The organism is Corynebacterium sp. HMSC073D01 (genome assembly GCF_001815555.1).
GTDB lineage: Bacteria > Actinomycetota > Actinomycetes > Mycobacteriales > Mycobacteriaceae > Corynebacterium > Corynebacterium glucuronolyticum.
The window spans coordinates 1-18,365 of the sequence record NZ_KV821073.1 but is presented as its reverse complement, the minus strand read 5'-3'; the positions used below and the strand labels follow the sequence as shown (position 1 = coordinate 18,365).

The following is an 18,365-nucleotide window of genomic DNA, read 5'->3' as shown; positions in this document are numbered from 1 at the left end:
GCGATGACGTCCATCTGGTGCGTGATGATGAGAATGGTGATCCCGAGTTGCTCGTTGATCTGTGTGAGCAGGTCAAGAATCTGCCCGGTGGTCATGGGGTCGAGCGCGCTGGTCGGCTCGTCGCAAAGCAAAATCCGCGGCCGTGTGACGAGTGCCCGCGCGATGCCGACGCGTTGCCGTTGCCCGCCGGACAGTTCCCGTGGCTTGGCGTCGGCCTTGTCGCCGAGGCCGACGAGCTCAAGCGCGTCGTTTACCCGCCGCGCATCGCGCGTCCCCTCCAAGGTGAGGGGCATGGCGACGTTCTCCGCGACGGTTTTCGATCCCAGTAGGTTGTACTGCTGGAAGATCATCCCAACTTCACGACGCAGACCTCGTAGTTCCCCAGCCCCGAGCGTCGCTGGCTCCACCCCGAGGGTGGTCACCGTGCCCCCGGTCGGCGTCTCCAGTCCATTAACGGTGCGAAGCAACGTCGACTTGCCGGCACCCGAGGTTCCCACGACACCGAAGATGGAGCCTTCGGGCACGGTGAGGCTCACCCCAGCTAATGCGGTGATGTCGCCAAAGGTGCGGGAGACGTTGTCAAAAATTACAGCGGATTCTGCCATCGGTCTATCCCTTCAGAGAATCGGGGATGAACCAGTAGTTGTTCACGTTGTTGTCCTCCACGAAGTGCAGGAACTCTGGATCGCGGTAGGCCTTCTTTACTTCCTCCACCCACTCGTCGTTCACCTTGTCGCTGGTGGTGGCGGCGTTGAGGATCAGCTCCGGGCGCAGGTTTTCCTGGAAGAGCTGCAGGTTCGGGTCCACCTTGGAGGCGTACGACATGGAGCCGGGGAGTACGCCCCAGTCCACGTCGGGAAGCGCGCGCGGGATGGCAGCCGAATCCATGGGCTTAAACTCCAGCTCGTGCGGGTTCTCGTCTACGTCGTTGACGGATAGGAGAGCGGGGTCGGTGTCTGCCTTGATGGTGATCCAGCCGGCGTCCTTGAGTAAGTTGAGGGCGCGGGACAGGTTGGAGGCATCGATCGGGATGGCGACGGTCTGGCCTGCGGCGACGTCGTCGAGGGAGCCGTGGCGCTGCGAGTACAGGCCTGCGGGGACGGTCGGCAGCTCGGTGAAGTTCACCAGGTCGGAGCCCTTTTCCTTGTTAAATACGCCGGTGTAGGCGGAGTGCTGGTCCACGTTGAGGTCGACGGATCCCTCGGCCAGCGCGGTGTTGGCCTGCATGAGGTCGGAGAAGTCGGTGTATTTAACGGTGTAGCCGTCCTTTTCCAGAATCGGTTCGATTCCGTCCTTGAACAGCACGGAGTAGGGCCCGGGGGACGTGCCGACGGTAATCGTCTTGGCGTCGGTCTCCGTGTTTCCGGCGCAGGAGGCGAGCCCAAAGCTAAGGGCTGCGGCGCTGAGCGCAGCAATGATTTTCGACGAGCGATTCATTGGCGTAACTCCTTTAATGTACTAAGTAGTCTATTCACATAAGACTGAAAAGTCTATTATCTGTAAACAAGACATTACGCCAGTTATTCCCCGAAAGCGAAAACGTCTGAGTGAATGTGCGGAAACATCGGTCACGGTTATGGGCCTAGGTACCTCGCTCGTTCTGTGCGCAACGGCGCAATAAGTGCGCAGCTATGGGTGTTTGACTCCCGCGCACCGGGGGTCCGCAGTGCCCAACGGCGCAATGATTGCGCTCGTGTGCGTGCCGAGTCCCCGCCGGGATCAATACGCGGGCTCTCATCCCTGTGCGCAACGGCGCAATAAGTGGCTGCTTATTGGGTGCTTGGGTACGCCCCGGATTGTGAGATTTGGTTTTGCGCAGCGGCGCAATAAGTGCGCACGCATGGGAAAGATGAGCTGTTCTGCGTGTCGTCGCAAAAAGTGCAGGTCAACAAATCTGGCGCAGATCCTGCGCGCAACGGCGCAATAAGTGGACAGTCATGAATATGGTTGACGGTCATTGTATGTCTGGCTGTGTGGGGCGATCGTTGTGCGCAACGGCGCAATAAGTGGCTGCTTATTGGGTGCTTGGGTACGCCCCGGATTGTGAGATTTGGTTTTGCGCAGCGGCGCAATAAGTGCGCACGCATGGGAAAGATGAGCTGTTCTGCGTGTCGTCGCAAAAAGTGCAGGTCAACAAATCTGGCGCAGATCCTGCGCGCAACGGCGCAATAAGTGCGCACGTATGTAACTGAAATTTCGCCGGTCGGGTGGGGCTATGGTGGCTCCTCCGCGAAAAAGGGATGGCGCGGCTTTCGCTGGAATGGTATGCAGATCACCTGGATGGCGTCTCATCGACTCCGGAGGTTCTAAAACCGGAAAAGCCGTGAAAGCGTCAGGGGACTCACGCGCATGCACGTCCAGGACATGTCAATCAACAATGCGTTCTTGGCCGTCGATTAAAATCTTCTTCCACTGTGCGTTTTCCTTAGCAAAGACGCTAATCAGGGCAGCGGCTTCCATGAGTCCCCACGAAGTCGACGTTACGTTGTCCCAATCGGCATCAAAAAGATACGGAAGCTTGTCTGAAGCTTTGCGGGCGAGTCCAGGCGAAAACGGCGAAACGGTTAAATCCCACGTCTCATTTCTGTGAATTCGGTTGAAGAAGTTTCCCCACCAGGGGGCCGATGTGGACACGGGATTTTCGCCCGGATGCAATTCCACCGTGATCCGTGATGACGCTACCTGTTTGTATTACAAACCAACCAGCATGATTGATGGTAGATAACCCGCTACAGGTGCCGAGCCCTCGTCCGCAGAGTATGTCTCGAGGACAAGCGTGTCTCATTCATCATTGCTTTCCCCGACGTACCAGGGAGAAAGCGCGATCCCCGCCATGATGGATGAGAGATCTTCCGCGTCTTCCGAGTCACGAAGCGGCCCGCATGGATCAATATTCCACGTCCCGGTAAGCGAGAGAATCATCGCTGACCACTTAACCCATTTCTCCCGCGCAACTGTTACGGCACGTACCAGTAGTCGTTCACGTTGTCGTTGTTCATGTAGGAGATGAACGCGGGATCGTGGTACGCGGCCTGCACGTCGTGCACCCACGCGCTGTCGGCATCCTCGTTCCGTACGGTGATGGCGCGCAGCAGCTCAGGGCGCATTTTCTCCTGGTAGACCTGCATGCGCGGGTCCGCCTTCACCGGGTAGCTCACAGAACCCGGGAGCACCACCCAGTCCACCTTCGGCAGCTCGACGGGCAGGTCCTCGCTGTTGCGCTCGCTGATGGTGAGTCCGCGATCGTCGCTCTCCGTGATAAACCCCGCCTCTTGCAGGAGCTCCATCGCCCGATCGCGCTCCGCCGGCGTTCTCGGGATGGCCACGGTCTGTCCCTCGGCGACGTCCTCCACCGACCTGTGTTCCTTGGAGTACAGCCCGGCCGGGATCGTCGGCAGCGTATCAATATTCACCAGCGTCCCGCCCTTGGCCTTGTTATATAGGTCAGTGTAGGCCGGGTATTGCTCCACGCTGAGATCCGCATTCCCCGCCACCAGGGCGTCGGTTGCCTCGTTGAGGTCCCGGTAGACGTGGTAGTTGACGGTGTACCCCTTGGCCTTGAGCAGGGGCTCGATGCCGTCCTTGAAGATAATGGAGTACGGCCCCGGGCTCATGCCCACCGTGAGCACTGTGCCTTCCGTCTCGGTGTGAGTCGCGCACCCGGCCACGCCGAGGGTCACGGCGACAATGACCGCGGTCAGCCTTGCTAACACTCCCATACCAAACTCCCTTTGTCCGCGCATGATTAAATCTAGTCCACTCCATTAAACTAGGGACCATGGAAAAACGCATGAATGTTGAGTCTTTCAATCTTGATCACACGCTTGTCGACGCTCCTTTCGTCCGCATTGCGGACGAGAAGACGCTCCCCGGTGGGGATGTTTTAAGGAAGTTTGACGTACGGTTCTGCCAACCCAACAAGGAGCATCTGGAGATGCCCACCGTCCACTCCATCGAGCACATGACCGCCGAGCACATGCGCAACCACACCGACCGCCTCATCGACTTCTCCCCGATGGGCTGCCAGACCGGCTTCTACGCCATCACCCTCGATATTCCCACCGACGAGTTTTGCGACATCCTCGAGCAGACCTTCCGCGACATCCTCGCCGCCACCGAGGTTCCCGCAGCCAATGAGAAGCAGTGTGGCTGGGGCCAGAACCATTCCCTGAAGGGTGCCCAGGAAGCCGTCGAAAAGATGCTGGCTAAGCGCGACGAGTGGGGGACCGTCTTCGCCTAGCGGGCAGCCTGCCTGATCGCGTAGTAATAGGCGTTACCGTCCGGGCCTTCGAAACATTCGGAGGCTCCGGAAGGCCATGCCGAGGCGTTTTGGTCGCAGGTCCAGATGGACTGGAACGGCCCCCTGTCTGAACCATTCCATGCCCTGACCGGGCTGGTAGGGCGGGGACGGCCACTGATACTGCTGCGGGCGCTGTGTGGGCTCCTGCTGCTGCTGTTGCTGCTGGCGCTCCCATTCGGCCTGCTCAGAGGCGCGGGACTCGGATTCCTGTGACGCGGACGCGCGTGACTCGGAGGCCTGCGACTCAGACGCCCGCGAGCTCTCGATCGCCTTCTCCTTCTCTTCCACCTCGATGCGCTTCTTGGCGATGGCGTACTCCGACTCATCAATCACGCCGTCACCGTCGGCATCATCCGACGCGGTGAGCAACCCCTTGTCGACGAAGTCGTGGAACTCTCACACGCCTTCCAAGCAACATTGGTTCCCTCAATCGTCTTTTCGCTCATGGCACATGAGCTCAGGGCTAAAAGCGCAGTTAGGGGCTGGGCAAGGCATCGTTTCATAGCAAAAACCTAACACCGTTGCACTGCAACTACCGGTGTTTGTGCATATGGGGGACTCGACGAATGTGCTACTCGTAGACCTCCGGGAGCATGCCGGTGGCATAGATGGGAACATAGGTGACTCGGCCGTCGCTCTCCACGTTCGAGGGGCCAACCACATAGGCATCATCGATGCCGTAAACTTCGGTGGCAAGAGCCTTGTCCAGCGCGCGGTGGGTGCGGTAGCCCGCGCCGGACTTCACTTCCAGGGCAAGGAGGTCTCCATCTGGCTTTTCGACGAGAAAGTCCAACTCACCCACCTTCCTAGTCGAGAAGTAGCGGGGTGAAAAACCGTGCGCGACGAGCTCCTGTGCAACGAAATTCTCATACATCCCACCGAGGTTTGCTGTCGGCGCCCCAGACAAGATGTCCACCGCCGTGTTCTGAGGAAACATGCTGGTCAGTAGCCCAACATCGGAGCTAAAGAACTTGAATTTGGCGCGATCTTCCATAAGGACAAGCGGTGCAATAGGAGCAGTTACTTGTGGCACCGAGATTGCTACGCCTGCGCTGGTCAGCCAAAAAAACTCGTCGGCTACTGCGGCGAATCGTTTGACTTGCTCAATACTGGAGAAGCGGAAGCGTTTGTTTTCTTTGGCTAACTCGCTGGGGATGAGGTCGTAGATGTTGCGAATTACGAGCCGTCGATCAGTAGGCGCGTATTTCGAGATGTCCGCCTTGTACAACGTGACAATATCTCGCTGGATCGTCTGGACCTGCTGAACGTTCGTCGTTGCGAAGTATTCACTCGTCGCTGCGGGCATTCCTCCGACAACGAGATACGTCGCGAATAGCTGCATGAGCTTGGTGTGGAGATATTCGACCACGGGCTTACCTTCAGCAATGGTATCTTTCACCAGGTCGAGAGCATCGGAGGAGACACCGGCAGCCCAGCAGAATTCCTCAAAGTCGCATGGGTACAGGCGAAGATTGTGTACGAAGCCGACGGGGAGGGAGGTGGCATCTTCCAGCGTCGAACCCGAGAAAATAAAGTCGTAGGGGTATTCCTGAACGAGGTACTTGATCTGGGTGACGAGGTTGGGGGCGGCCTGCACCTCGTCTATAAAAATGGCAGAATGCTGAGGCTTGAGGTTTACATTCGCAGCAGCGGTGATGAGCGTCATGATGTCGGCTGCGGTGTTTGCACTGTTGAGTGCATCGGCTAGTTGCCTATCGGCAATGAGGTCCAGCTCGATGGCACTCTCGTAGTGAGTTTCGATGAAATGATGAAGGATGAAGGTTTTCCCTACTTGCCGAGCGCCGGAGACTAGAAGTGCTGTGCCGGAGTGATTCTCCCTCCACAATTCGATCTGCGCTTCAATTTTCCTCTTGAGCACGGTTAATGCCTCCCTAAAGACACAAATGCATCATTTCAATACCCACTATTTTACACAAATTCAGAATTTCAAACCCTACAATTTGACACAAATGCAGGTTTTCAATGTCGGCTTTTTGACACAAATGCAGTATTTTGATTTCAGAGCTGTGTGCCGGTGTTATTACAATCCTGAACTGAGCAACGCGTCTTTTCTAAAGCAGAGGAAGGAGAGGCCGTGATAACTGCGCTAATCGGCGTTAACGGTGCTGGCAAGACGACGTATTTACGCCGACTACACGAGGAGACGCCGGGTGCTTTCCTGCCGGATTACCCTCTCATCCCTCTGGAACTTTCCGCCTATGAGCTGCTGTACCGGTTGGGAAAGATGCGGAAGGTGAGCGAACCGGACAAGCGTGCCGATGAACTGTGTACGGCGCTTCGCATCACGGGAGGCCACGACTGCCCAGTCTCCACCTACTCGGCCGGTAACTACAAGAAGACGGCTCTTGCCACCCTCCTCATCGAACGACCCGACGTGCTGTATCTCGACGAGCCTCTCGAGACCGTTGACCTAGTGACAAGCCAAGTCATCATCCGCATCCTTCGCCGGGTGAGCGCCGCGGGTACCTCTGTGTACATCTCTACCCAAGACGTTTATTTTGCCTCGACACTCGACCACGTCAAGGTATTCAGTAACCTGCAGATCATCGCCGAAGGGAATCCCGTCGATATCCTCGGCGAAGACCCGCTTGAGCGCTTCCTTGACCTCACCAATACGGAGATCCCCGACTTCATGATGGGCTGGCTGCAGTGAGTTTTGTGCTTTTGCCTGCCCTTCTGAAGAGGAATTACGGCCGCAATGCCGATAGCTTGGAGCGGATGGTCGAGGTTTTCTTGGCGATGTTTCTCCTCTTCGGCCTCACCGTACCGAACCCGTTGCCGTTTTGCCTCCTGTCAGCCGTCGCGACGGCGGCGATGGGGGAGAACATGATGCGCTCGTCCTGGCATAGGTGGGCCGGTCCGCCGATTGCCCTCGACAAAAGGATACTGGTTCCCAGCTTCATTGCGATCTCCCTCATTCATCTTCCATCACTAGTGACCGTAGGGGCGGCACTTGTGCTGCTCAACCCGCTCCTCCTTGTGCCGCAGCTTGTCGTAGCCCTAACAATCGTTATCGCTCGGGCGTACAAGCCTCAACGAAAACCGGTGCGCTCTTACCGATTCGTGGAACCGCGCGCGGAAGGCCCAACGGCATACCTCGAGTTTCTGGTGCGCAGGCTCCGTTTCCCAATTAACGTGGTCACGTGTGCGGTGGTTGCCGGCATTGCTGGATTCGTCGTCATGCCGGGCAGATCGCTTCTACCGTGGCTACTCGCCGGCGCCAGCTTTGGCGTCACCTTCCCGATCATCTACCGTGAGCGCGATGATCTCCCTGCGAAGGCAATTCGCATCACCGCGCAGGTGTCCAGGTTGTGGGGGATCCTCCCCAGGGCTGTCCCCGGGTTCTGCTTCATCCTGCTCGCGGCTCTTTTTAGCGCCACGGCAGGACTCATCGTTGCCTGGTTCATCCTCCTCGTCGCGATCTTCCTCATCAGGCGCATCGTCACCATTGAGCCGAGCACCTTCGGTAATCTTCGTTTCTTGCGTCCAGACCTGCGTCCATCGCCGCTCCCGGAATTCTTTATGCAGCTGTTTCTCTTGGCGCTCTTCGCCACCTCCGTGTGGGTGTTCACGTAATTTTTTCGAGTGGCAGGATCCCCCAGCCCGTGTGACAATGTGAATCATGAAGTTGGGGGATCATCTCATTCTTACTCGGGGGTTTACATCCACGCAGCGCCAGCGGTTCGACACCAGCGAGCTCATCAAGCTCGCCTGCGGCGTCTACATCGATCGGCACACCTACTGGGACCTTAAGCACTGGGACCAGTACAAATTGCGCTGCCTGGCGCTCGGCATCGAGGGCCGAGTCCTCGTCGGCAAGGCTGCCGCCACCCTCTGGGGCTTCCCGACGACCTACCTCAAACATGCCGACATCCCCATCATCGGAACTGGCAAAAAACGCCCCGGCATCGTAAAAAAGCGCATCCCTACAGACGACCTACGCATCATTGACGTCGATGGCTACGACGTCTTCGTCACCTCCGCAGCTCTCACAATCATCGACATTGCCCGCTGGAACAGCCTCGGCGAAGCCGTCCGCGCCGGCGACTGGGCGGTGGTGTACAACTACACCACAAAAGGCGAGCTCACCGATGCCCTCGAAGCCCGCCACGTAACCAAAGGCATCGACCGCGCCCGCACCGCCGTCCGCCTCATTAACCATCTTTCCGAAAGCCCCCGTGAAAGCGATGTCAAAGTAAATCTCTTCCTCAACGGCTTCGAGCCGCCCTACCAGCAGGCTGTGATCCGCGACTCCGAGGGCGTGGAATTCGCCCGCGTCGACTTCTTCTACCCGGAAAAATCCATCGTCATCGAATACGACGGCCAAGCCAAGACCAAAGGGCACGACGGAATCAAGGCTGTCAACAACGAACGCACTCGCGAGCGCCGCCTGATAAGCGAAGGCCTCCTTCCGATCAGAGTGGACAACAATTCCTGGCAAAGAAAGCTCTACCTAAAAGAACTAGAGCGCTACTGGAACGACGATCGCAAGCCCTTCCCCCGCGTTCAGTGGTCCGCGCCCGGTCGCGCGTGGGAGCTCTAACCCAGACAAAAGTTACCTTTTTGCGGGAATGACCTCTCCCAAAACCCCAGGTGGCCAATCTTTCCTAGGTGTAAAACGGTACCTTTTGTCTGTCGTGCTAATCCCCGAGACAAAAGTTACCTTTTTGCGGGAATGACCTCTCCCAAAACCCCAGGTGGCCAATCTTTCCTAGGTGTAAAACGGTACCTTTTGTCTGTCGTGCTAATCCCCGAGACAAAAGTTACCTGTTTGCAGGAATGCCCCTCCCAAAACCGCAGGTCGCCGATTTCGCGTAGGTGTAAAACGGTACCGTTTGTCTGTCGTGCTAATCCCCGAGACAAAAGTTACCTTTTTGCGGGAATGACCTCTCCCAAAACCCCAGGTGGCCAATCTTTCCTAGGTGTAAAACGGTACCTTTTGTCTGTCGTGCTAATCCCCGAGACAAAAGTTACCTTTTTGCGGGAATGACCTCTCCCAAAACCCCAGGTGGCCAATCTTTCCTAGGTGTAAAACGGTACCTTTTGTCTGTCGTGCTCGCCGCCCAGACAAACGGGAATGGCCCCTTCCTAAAACCCCAGGTGGCCAATCTAGCCAAGGTGTAAAACGGTACCTTTTGTCTACGCTATAATCACCCCGGCGTGTAGAAGCAAACACACGAAAGGAGCGGCCGGTGCAATACAGCGAGCGTCACGCAAGGCTGAAGCTGATTTTCGGTGAGGAGGGCCTGGAGAAGCTATATAACTCCACGGTGATGGTGCTAGGTCTCGGCGGCGTGGGCTCTGCCTGCGCGGAGGCGCTCGCGCGTGGAGGCGTCGGCAACCTCATCGTCCTCGACCGCGACATAGTCGACGAGTCCAACATCAACCGCCAGGCCCTCGCGTTCACGAGCACGATCGGCAAGGTGAAGGCCGAGGTGATGGAGAGCATGATCCACGAGATCAGCCCGGATTGTGCGGTGACCACCCGCGAGGTGTACCTCACCCCGGAGAATATCCCCGAGATTCTCAGCGGCCTCCCGCGCCCGGATTACGTCCTGGACTGCATTGATACGATCACGCAGAAGCTCGCCATCGCGCAGTGGTGCGCGGAGCGCCACATTTACCTCCTCTCCTCCATGGGCGCGGCGAACAAACTCGACCCGGAGTACCTCACGTTTACCAATATTCGCCACACGATCAATTGCCCCATGTCGCGCGTGATTCGTGGCGAATCCTACCGGCGCGGCATCCGCGGTCTCGAGGTGCTTTACAGCAAGGAAGTCCCGGTCAAGGTGGCCAACCCGGGCGCGCGTACGAAGGGGGAGACGCTCGGCTCGATGAGCTACATGCCGCCGATCATGGGCCAGATGATCGCGGGCAAGGCCATCCGCCGCCTGGCCGGTCTCGAGGAGTTCCCCAACGCGCCGAGGATGCGCCGTGCTCATTGATACCCACTTCCACCTGGACTTTCTTCCTGATCCCGCGCTATTTAAGAGCGCCCCGATCATCGCCCAGACTCTCACCCCCACCGCTTACCTCGCCCAGCCGCACATCCCCCGCCACGCCCTTGGCCTCCACCCCTGGTACGCGTCCCTCGACGAGCTCCCCGCCTTCGCCGATGCCGTCGATTCCACAAAATTCATCGGGGAGGTCGGCCTCGACTACCGCTTTCCAAACCAAGAGGCTTTTCGACGCCTCGTCGACCTCACCGTCTCCTCCTCCCGCACGCACGTGATGTCCATCCACGCCGTCCGCTCCGTTACTGCCGTCCTGGATATCCTTGATGAGTTTGATCCGTGCCGCACCCAGATCACCCCGATCATTCACTGGTTTACCGGCACGAGTGACGAGCTCACGCGCCATATCCGCGCCGGGGGTTTCATCTCCGTCAACCCGCGGATGCTGGAGACCAAGCGTGGTCGCGCGTATGTCACCCAGGTTCCCGCCGACCGTCTGCTTGTGGAGACGGATCTCCCGCGCGAAGCGGGGGAGATGCTCACGCCGGAGGATCACGCTGCTATTGTGCAGGGAACCGTCGACAAGCTGAGCGAGCTACGCGGGGAGGATATGACGGCGAGGATCGAGGAAACTCAGAGGGAGATTCTGTAGCCGCGCCACAACTTCTGCCCGGGCTTGTAATCCCCCTGGGGTGTGAAACGCATGGTGGTCAGAGGTAGCCAGGTGAGGTGCTCGGGGATGCTGAGGCACAGCCTCACATTTTCAGGAAGCGTAATCGTCTTTAGTAGGGATGAATCGTTGCTGCGGAAATACAGGACCTCCCTGGAATCTGTCCAGGTCAGGTCCTGGGCTTTCTCCTTAGGTATCCCGAGCGCGTCCGCTGCTTCTTGGTCGCTTTGGTAACCACATTGAAGCGCAAACTCTGTGGCATCCACCTGGTAAGTTTTTGCCATATCTAGTTCAAGCGGTGCGGTTTCTCCAGCCAAAGTGGTAGCAAGAGGATCTCTATTTAGCCACCACACAACTCCCGCGGCGAAAAGAAGGCAGACGATAGCCACACAGGTGAGAAGCCGTTTCAAGGTCACAAGCAGTATCGTAGTTCACCCCGCGGTCACCGTAAACGGAGGAACAGCAGCAAACACAGACACTCGACAACGAACGCACCGCTGTTGCAGCTAACGGCAGCAAAGCGCCCACGAAGTAAGAACTGTACGCACAATGCAGGATAAGCAGGGCTGCACAGGCAGAAAGCATAGTGGCACATCAAACCGATCGATTAATTCAGCGAGCCTCCACTGGCAGGCCATTGCCACATAGGTCAGGCCGATGGTTGCAAGAACAACCGTGGCAGTCACTTGGACCCGACCCCAGGTGTCCACATCCAAGGGGTCGGGTCCGTTGGTGTAGCTATCAAGCCCCGAACACTTTCGAGGAGAAACAGATGTACCGCGTTGCCTAACCACGTCTGCTAAGATCAAACCCAATTAATTTTTCACCCCAGGTGTCCACATCCAAGGGGTCGGGTCTGAGTTTCGGACCACATGCAGAAGACAAGCTAAACTGTTCCGAGCTGGTATAGAGGGCCTACATGCGAGCTGCACCGACAATCAATCTCGACTCTAACTGCGGCCCAGGAGTCTATCCATTCAACATCGTGCGCAGTGGTTTACTCGAGGAATACTAGTGGGTGCGATGTCTAAGCTTGTGCGCTTTTTTAGAGGCTTGTCGCGTCCGAAACGCTGGCTGGCGGGCTGCGGTCTCGGTTGTATAACCGTAGTGGTTCTGATTGGTCTCCTGATGGGCGCCAATGTTGGTGCAACGTACTTTTTTGGGGCGAAGCCCCAGGAGGTTGGAGCAGAGGCGTGGGACGGCCCGCCTGTGTTAGTGACTCTGAAAAGCGATTACACAAAAACCGGCTTCTTTGGTACTGGACTGGAAACTGCGGACGTACGACTTCTGCAAGATGGAAAGCTTACCCCCTTGGTGTGGACAGGAACCCACGGAGGAGAATTTACAGCCGTTCCCCTTGACCATGGGTTCGCCCTCACCACCGCAGAAACCATCACCTTCTACGATTGGGACGGTAACATCACCGGAGATGTAGACTTCCCCGGCATCGATGCAGTGAAACGCTCCGCTACAACCGATGGGTGGTACATAGTTTCGAGCGTCACCCATTCAGGAGAGAATACCGATGGGTGGGTTGATGATTATGCATTCATTAACCGCACAGGTGAAACCCATATCGTAACAGTTAGCGGCAATTCTAGCGCCACCGGAGTGTGTGGAGGAAAGCGCTACATAGCTGCTGTGGATATGGATTACGACGAGTCGACATACGAATCAACACGGCGATATCTCAACTTCTACGAGGTAGCCGACGAGTGGAAAATCGGCGATCCCCTGTTTACCGTTGAACTTCCGGGGGATCCGCGCCCACTTGCGCACATCTTCACGGAGATGGCTCCCTGCAGCGATGAAGGAGTGCTCACAGTTCTTGTCAGCATGGATGATGCGGAAGGGCAAAGCCACATGGCAAGCGCGAACATCGACATAGCAGGAAAGTCAGTGGCGTTCACTCCTCTGCCGGACGGTTATGAAGCTCTGCTGCCATATAACAGCCTCATCAGCGATGGGGACTATTACTGGCTGAACCGGCACGGCCGCATGTCAAGCATGGACAAGCACACCTCGCGTGTGGAAACAACATGGCAGGCTGATCCCCTGCCGGAGGATGCCCTATATGCAAGCACGCTGTCCCAAGACTATGTTGTGACAGGCACAAGTGACGAGGACACTTTCTACTTCACCGCGTACGATGCCAAAACAGGAAAGAAAACCGCTCATGTAGCAATTCCGAAAGACATGGGACCATCCATATGGATCGAAGATATCGAGCTAGTTAATCCGCATTAACTAGCGCTTGAGTATCGCAAGCAGGAGCGAACCTGGGGCAGATCCTTTCTCCACGCAAGCAGTAATTTCGATACACGAAGATTCTGCCCCATTTGTACACAGTGCACATTGACGCACGTGAAGGGGCCCTCAAGCAGAGTGGACGTACCGATCAAACTGTGACAATCCAAGTCCGTTCGTGCGCTCCCCTGAGACTTCCTGCAACGGCTCGTACCCCGATTTAACGTGCTCACCGTGACGAGATCCCCAACTGACTTTCTACTCAGTGCAACCCTGTTTGTCCGACATCACATCCCTAGGCGAGCGAGCGGGAACGTGTGCACCCCAGAGGGGAAGGTGAGCGTGGGGCCAGTCGCGGTAATGACAGCGAGGAACACTGGCGGCTGCTCAATAACCGCCGCCACCTGCGCAAGCCTCTCCGCGCCGGGGACGATGAGCCTCCCGCCGAGCTTCACCTCAATGCCAGCCCACCGTCCGCCGGGCAGGACGCACACGGCATCCATCTCGTAACCGTTCGAATCGCGGAAGTGGTACACCGTGCCGCCCAGTGCCTCAGTCATCACGGTGAGGTCGTGAACAACCGCCGATTCAAACAGGCTCCCCAGAAGAGTTGGTTCCCGCATGAGAAGCGTCTCGTCCGCATTGAGTGCCGCGGCTGCCAGCGCCGGGTCCACCAGGTGATATTTCGGGCTCGTCCGCAGTCGGGCTCGGCTTTGAAGTCGAGGTGTCCACGCTGGTTGCTTCTCGACGATAAAAAGTCTCTCAAGCAGCTCCACATACCGAGCCACAGTCGCCAGCGACAGATCTCCCACCTCATCCCGCAGCGTCGCAATGCTCACCACCTCCCCGCTATGGCCTGCGATCGAGCGAATGAGCCGTGTGAAGACGACCGGCGCGTGGCGAATGTCCGCGCGCAGTGAGACATCAGTAAGGTATTCCCGCAGCAGTTTCCGCGACTGTTCAGGCGTCGCATCGATGTGGGCGGGAAATCCGCTGCGCAGCAGAAGTTCAACGGCTGTGCCGAGTGGTTCAACTTCTGGATGCGTGGCGGGCTTCGCACCGTCGATGAGGCTCTCAAAGCTCACTGCAGGCGAGTGCCCACGTTGTTTTTCTGCCCAGGTCAGGGTGCGTTTGGCGGTGTCCACTGCTCAACCTCCTTGCCCCATTATTTTAACCAAAATGCCAGCTAGTGGGTTCGTACTGTGTAATTTGCAGGGGTTCTACGGTGGAAAATGCAGAATCAGCGGGAGTACTCCATGGCGAGCTAGCTGCGCTCCGGCCCCAGAGCACTCAAGGGCACGACGTGAACTCCGCTCGGGAGGGTGAATCCGGAGTAGCCACCTGTTACCACAGCGAGGAAGTCGGGTTCGGTGACCATGCGCGAATCTTTGAGGCGGAGAAGGTTGGACTCGGCGCTGGAAATAACAGAATCAGATTCGCCGAGTTTGATTTCGATACCCGCCCAGTGGCCGTCGTCGAATTCGCAGATGATATCCACTTCCAACCCCACATCATCCCGGTACCCGAAGCACGAGGCGCCGATCTGATCGGCGTACGTGCGGATGTCTCTCACCGCCATTGACTCAAAAACTTGCCCGAAGTACTCGGGGTCGTTTGCGAGTCCCTCTGGTGTCGTGCCGAGTGCGGCGCACGCAATAGACGGATCGCAGAAGTGGAGTTTCGACTGTTTGCGAAGCCGTGATTTCGAGCGAAGCTTTCCGGACCAGGGCGGAAGCTCCTCCAGAATGAAGATCCGGGTGAGCGCGTCAAGATAGCGGCGGACGCTTAATGGAGTGAGCTGGCCACCATCCGCAGAAATATCCTTGGACAGCGTCGTGGCTGTGGTTTCCGAAGCGACGTTGCGCGCAACGGAACGCAGAAGCCTACGTACTCGCTCCGGGGCGAATTCCTTGCCGATGTCCGGTAAGTCGACGTGCGCAATGTTCTCGACGAGAGCCCGGTTGAAGCGAATAAACCCGGTATTGTCGTGCGCAATGAGAGCCGGCCATCCTCCACGCACCGCTTCCACGGACAATTCCTTGTAGGCCAAAGTGCGCGGCAAAGCAGGAACTGACGTGATCTCCCGCAACTGATTGAGCGTGATGCATCCATCCTGGTAATAGGCTTCGCCCAACGCCATCGGGCGCATCTTGATGCGGGTTAACCGTCCAGCACCCGTGTGTCGCGTGATCGAATCAGCTGGAAAGGCGGATCCGGACAGAATGAACTGCCCTGGCTTTCGGCGAGCATCGATCTCATGCCTGACCTCATTCCACAGTGAGGGCTCCAGCTGCCATTCATCGATGAGACGAGGCGTGTCACCTTGGAGAGCCGCCTGTGGATTGAGTGCGGCAAGCCTCTGGTTCTGAGCGTGGTCGACACGGAAAAAGGACTGCGCGTGCTGTAGACCTGTCTCAGTCTTTCCACAGCCACGCGCGCCCTCGATAAGAACTCCTCCAACTGCCTGCAAATCTTGCGAGAGAATGGAGTCCACCGCTCGCCGTATATATGCCATGTCTTAACTATACTGCAACCAGCGCGGATATAACTTTTGCGAACGTTTGACTTTCACTTTTGCGAATGTTTGGCTTCCACTTTTGCGAACGTGGAGTCGATGCCGCAGCGGTGGAAAAATGGTAATCACGGTGAACCGGACGTTTTTAACTACGATTAACAAAACCGTCACTAACCGATGGAATTATTAATTATGGTTGCGCACAACGTGTGGGTAGTTTTCCTTCTGCCCAACACTGCCATGAATGACGACGGAATCGCGTATATGAACTTCCCAATTGCAGATCATGAATCGTGAACGGCCTAATTCGCTATTACATCGTAGGAATTCACCATTTCGCTCCTCGTCACACCTGTTTCCTCAGAGCTTCAATTCTCAGGTTGAAATTTTGTTCCATGCGTTTTACTTCCCGGGCAGCAAGCCCAGCGGTGCGTGCCACGTCCTTCCATGAGCTCACTGCCTCGATCACACGCGAAATGATGTTCTTGGCTGTGTCTGGTTTCAAACCACAGAAGGAAGAAAACTCCAACAAAGCTTCTGTTTCCTCTGGAAATGTTGTCGCGCCAAGCAACGAAGTGGAGCGACGTGCCCGGATGTTCGGGTTGGGGTTGACATCGTAAAGGGGGGAAAGTCGCCACCCGTGAGGATGATGCAGGAACCCGAGGTTTCGCAAGTGATCGTCGGTGTTTCCAATCGCAACGAAGAAAACGACGCGCGTGAACAAGGATGTCAGATCATCCTGAACTCCACCAGACAACTCGCGGATTGCCCCCGCCACCTCGACATAATCAACATTCATCCCGTCCGTGGAGGAGCAGGCTGTCATGGCGCTGATGAAAGGTATACGGCTATTCGTTTTGAAAGCACCGCTGCGATCGAAGCGTCGTAACACAAGGACATTGGCGTTTGCGACAGGTTCGAGGCGAAAATCGGGGACATCGAGGCCGCACGCGTGGGCGAGCAGAAGGGTGGCGTATTCCCAACCAATGACATCCCAGTCATCGCTGGCGTGTGGGAATTTTGCCATGCCAAGGGATCCATCAGGGCAGAGAATACTTGCCTTCGGTCGAGCGCCGCCAAGGGCGGACGCTCCTGTGTCTAAGAGGACTTTCACGGCCTGTATGTATTCATCACTGTCAGCTACTTCCCGGAGCAGTGTGCAGGAGGGTGGGCAGAGAAATAAACGGTGGTACAACCGATGGCGGGCCGACGAACGTGTCGCTGTTCCTTGGTTTGAAACGGAGCGCCCCTTGACGAGTATCGTCACTAACCGCAAGGAGATAATCAACCTCATCCAATTCCCTCGCGCGCCGCCATGTAGTGCGATCCCTATTAATGAGATTTCTTCCCCAGCGGTCGGGTGTGGCATCGGAAAATGCAGGTAAGAGGCCATTGTAATGCTGTGAACCTGACACCAATACAAGCGAAGGATCGATATTAAAACCGCCACCGCCCAGGTACGTTGGATCGTACGCAAACGTGGTGGAAATCCCTCGTGGTCCACGATGGAAATAGGCTGTCCCTACTTTGGTGGGGGAGGTGCCGTCAAGGAAAACCTCGACCTGTGCAGACTCTGTCATCGCTACCGCGCCCTCTTCCTGTGGATGCGATCCGCACGCAACCTGCCAATCTCGCTTTCAAAAGGATCGATGGCATTCACCACGAGATCTAAGATTCCAATTGCGCGAAGCACAAGGTAAAGGGATTCGGAGCTTGCGGTGGTATCCCCATTTTCGATCTTGCGAAGAGTGTCTCGAGAAATCTGCGCACGCTCGCACACTTGCTGCGCTGTCAGTCCCAACACCATGCGCCATCCACGAATGTGCTCCCCGATGGTCGTCACCTCGCGAGAAATGTTGTAGCCGCGGAGCCGATTCTTGCCGTCTGTCATAGTGAAAAGACTACCATAGTCGCCGTAAATGGTAATTACGACGAACCTATTAGTCATAGGATCCTTCAAAGTGGCAAATACTTTAACAATGAAACATTCACTATTTTCTGACCAGCGGGTTTCCCTATTTGGTGCTGCATAGAGCGCGAAAAGAACGTTGTTTATTGCGAGTGACCTGCGGATTCACTATTTAGAACCTAATTTTCACTATTCACACTTTGTCTACCAGTGGAAACGTTGGTTGTCTAAGGACTTGCAGACTTTTCGGAAATGCGCTCCCCACTTGTGGGCTCCCGGTGTTTAGCGAATTGAACTACGCAGGGAAGATTGTGAAGTCTTTTAGGTTTTTGAACGTGATAAGGTGGGAATTTCTCTCTCTACTAGCCGCTGCGAAATAGGGGTTTACGTTCGACTCTTTCAGGTACTGTTTCTCGTTCCTTATACTCTGGCCCGCGTAACCCTCACTAGAGCAGGATTGATTTAATGGATCAATGAAGTAGTGATAGATAAGCAGAAGGGGCAAAGTTACTGCACTGCGGTGTCAGTGTCCATAAATTAGTAAGGGTTTACACAACGGGGATGGCTCTGAAGTAATAATGCTTCCCAACCGTCGAATGTTGGTTGTTTAATATTTTGGGTACGGGGGTATTCGTTTGGATTATTTATAATTCTTGAGTGTCTTTTAAGAATCCAAATCAAATGCGAAAATACTCGCCGTGTTAATTTCTCTTAGGGGGTGTTCCTATATAGTTCGTCAACCTGAG

19 protein-coding genes are annotated in these 18,365 nt (G+C 56.3%); 7 read left to right on the top strand and 12 right to left on the bottom strand.

All coding sequences use genetic code 11. The features are described from left to right. The 4 genes from HMPREF3044_RS10225 to HMPREF3044_RS10210 all read right to left on the bottom strand — a co-directional run. Positions 1-605, bottom strand: a 605-nt coding sequence (locus HMPREF3044_RS10225; protein ID WP_141759686.1) for a methionine ABC transporter ATP-binding protein, incomplete at its 3' end; no start/stop codon positions are given. Positions 606-609: 4 nt separating this feature from the next. Then, positions 610-1,437 carry a MetQ/NlpA family ABC transporter substrate-binding protein gene (locus HMPREF3044_RS10220; RefSeq protein WP_070741416.1) on the bottom strand — a complete coding sequence of 276 codons (828 nt, stop codon included), beginning with the start codon at positions 1,435-1,437 and terminating at the stop codon, positions 610-612. Between the two features lie 930 nt (positions 1,438-2,367). After that, positions 2,368-2,661 (bottom strand): hypothetical protein, encoded by a 294-nt coding sequence (locus tag HMPREF3044_RS10215; protein ID WP_070741413.1) that lies wholly within the window; start codon positions 2,659-2,661, stop codon positions 2,368-2,370. Between the two features lie 296 nt (positions 2,662-2,957). Beyond that, complete coding sequence (locus HMPREF3044_RS10210; protein ID WP_246821026.1) at positions 2,958-3,719, bottom strand: MetQ/NlpA family ABC transporter substrate-binding protein; 762 nt, start codon at positions 3,717-3,719, stop codon at positions 2,958-2,960. 59 nt (positions 3,720-3,778) lie between these two features. On the opposite strand from HMPREF3044_RS10210, the gene HMPREF3044_RS10205 reads away from it, so the two are divergent. Beyond that, a complete protein-coding gene (locus HMPREF3044_RS10205; protein WP_070741407.1) occupies positions 3,779-4,240 on the top strand; it encodes an S-ribosylhomocysteine lyase in 462 nt (153 codons plus the stop codon). Positions 4,241-4,273: 33 nt separating this feature from the next. Here the strand turns inward: HMPREF3044_RS10205 and HMPREF3044_RS10200 are convergent, their stop codons facing one another. After that, the gene (locus HMPREF3044_RS10200; protein WP_070741404.1) at positions 4,274-4,669 is read right to left on the bottom strand and encodes a hypothetical protein; all 396 of its coding nucleotides are present in this window, start codon (positions 4,667-4,669) and stop codon (positions 4,274-4,276) included. A 202-nt stretch (positions 4,670-4,871) separates the two neighbouring features. Further along, positions 4,872-6,179 (bottom strand): ATP-binding protein, encoded by a 1,308-nt coding sequence (locus tag HMPREF3044_RS10195; protein ID WP_070741401.1) that lies wholly within the window; start codon positions 6,177-6,179, stop codon positions 4,872-4,874. A 216-nt stretch (positions 6,180-6,395) separates the two neighbouring features. Here HMPREF3044_RS10195 and HMPREF3044_RS10185 point away from each other — a divergent pair, with 216 nt between their 5' ends. From HMPREF3044_RS10185 to HMPREF3044_RS10160, 5 genes are all read left to right on the top strand, one after another. Continuing rightward, the gene (locus tag HMPREF3044_RS10185; RefSeq protein ID WP_070741398.1) at positions 6,396-6,974 is read left to right on the top strand and encodes an ATP-binding cassette domain-containing protein; all 579 of its coding nucleotides are present in this window, start codon (positions 6,396-6,398) and stop codon (positions 6,972-6,974) included. Then, entirely contained in the window at positions 6,971-7,897 is a 927-nt protein-coding gene (locus tag HMPREF3044_RS10175; protein WP_141759684.1) for a hypothetical protein, read from the top strand. The genes HMPREF3044_RS10185 and HMPREF3044_RS10175 overlap by 4 nt, the downstream gene beginning before the upstream one ends. A 46-nt stretch (positions 7,898-7,943) precedes the next feature. After that, positions 7,944-8,864, top strand: a complete 921-nt coding sequence (locus HMPREF3044_RS10170; protein WP_070741389.1) for a hypothetical protein — start codon at positions 7,944-7,946, stop codon at positions 8,862-8,864. Positions 8,865-9,513: 649 nt separating this feature from the next. Further along, positions 9,514-10,269 carry a tRNA threonylcarbamoyladenosine dehydratase gene (locus HMPREF3044_RS10165; protein ID WP_070741386.1) on the top strand — a complete coding sequence of 252 codons (756 nt, stop codon included), beginning with the start codon at positions 9,514-9,516 and terminating at the stop codon, positions 10,267-10,269. Continuing rightward, positions 10,259-10,930 carry a TatD family hydrolase gene (locus tag HMPREF3044_RS10160; RefSeq protein WP_070741383.1) on the top strand — a complete coding sequence of 224 codons (672 nt, stop codon included), beginning with the start codon at positions 10,259-10,261 and terminating at the stop codon, positions 10,928-10,930. Before HMPREF3044_RS10165 ends, HMPREF3044_RS10160 begins: the two co-directional genes overlap by 11 nt. Here HMPREF3044_RS10160 and HMPREF3044_RS10155 read toward each other — a convergent pair. Beyond that, positions 10,912-11,364, bottom strand: a complete 453-nt coding sequence (locus HMPREF3044_RS10155) for a hypothetical protein (RefSeq protein WP_246821024.1) — start codon at positions 11,362-11,364, stop codon at positions 10,912-10,914. The two genes, HMPREF3044_RS10160 and HMPREF3044_RS10155, sit on opposite strands and share 19 nt — an antisense overlap. Positions 11,365-11,971: 607 nt before the next feature. Here HMPREF3044_RS10155 and HMPREF3044_RS10150 point away from each other — a divergent pair. Then, positions 11,972-13,195: a hypothetical protein gene (locus HMPREF3044_RS10150; RefSeq protein ID WP_005394634.1), complete on the top strand. Its 1,224-nt coding sequence runs from the start codon at positions 11,972-11,974 to the stop codon at positions 13,193-13,195. Positions 13,196-13,482: 287 nt separating this feature from the next. Here HMPREF3044_RS10150 and HMPREF3044_RS10145 read toward each other — a convergent pair whose 3' ends face one another. The 5 genes from HMPREF3044_RS10145 to HMPREF3044_RS10130 form a co-directional block, all read right to left on the bottom strand. Beyond that, positions 13,483-14,340, bottom strand: coding sequence for an ATP-binding protein (locus tag HMPREF3044_RS10145; RefSeq protein WP_070741380.1), 858 nt, complete (start codon positions 14,338-14,340; stop codon positions 13,483-13,485). A gap of 119 nt (positions 14,341-14,459) precedes the next feature. Further along, complete coding sequence (locus tag HMPREF3044_RS10140; RefSeq protein ID WP_070741376.1) at positions 14,460-15,710, bottom strand: ATP-binding protein; 1,251 nt, start codon at positions 15,708-15,710, stop codon at positions 14,460-14,462. Between the two features lie 346 nt (positions 15,711-16,056). Continuing rightward, positions 16,057-16,737, bottom strand: a complete 681-nt coding sequence (locus HMPREF3044_RS13455) for a type II toxin-antitoxin system HipA family toxin (protein WP_246821022.1) — start codon at positions 16,735-16,737, stop codon at positions 16,057-16,059. Between the two features lie 109 nt (positions 16,738-16,846). Beyond that, complete coding sequence (locus tag HMPREF3044_RS13450) at positions 16,847-17,290, bottom strand: HipA N-terminal domain-containing protein (protein ID WP_246821020.1); 444 nt, start codon at positions 17,288-17,290, stop codon at positions 16,847-16,849. Positions 17,291-17,292: 2 nt separating this feature from the next. Then, positions 17,293-17,658 carry a helix-turn-helix domain-containing protein gene (locus HMPREF3044_RS10130; RefSeq protein WP_210400550.1) on the bottom strand — a complete coding sequence of 122 codons (366 nt, stop codon included), beginning with the start codon at positions 17,656-17,658 and terminating at the stop codon, positions 17,293-17,295. Positions 17,659-18,365 lie beyond the last annotated feature (707 nt).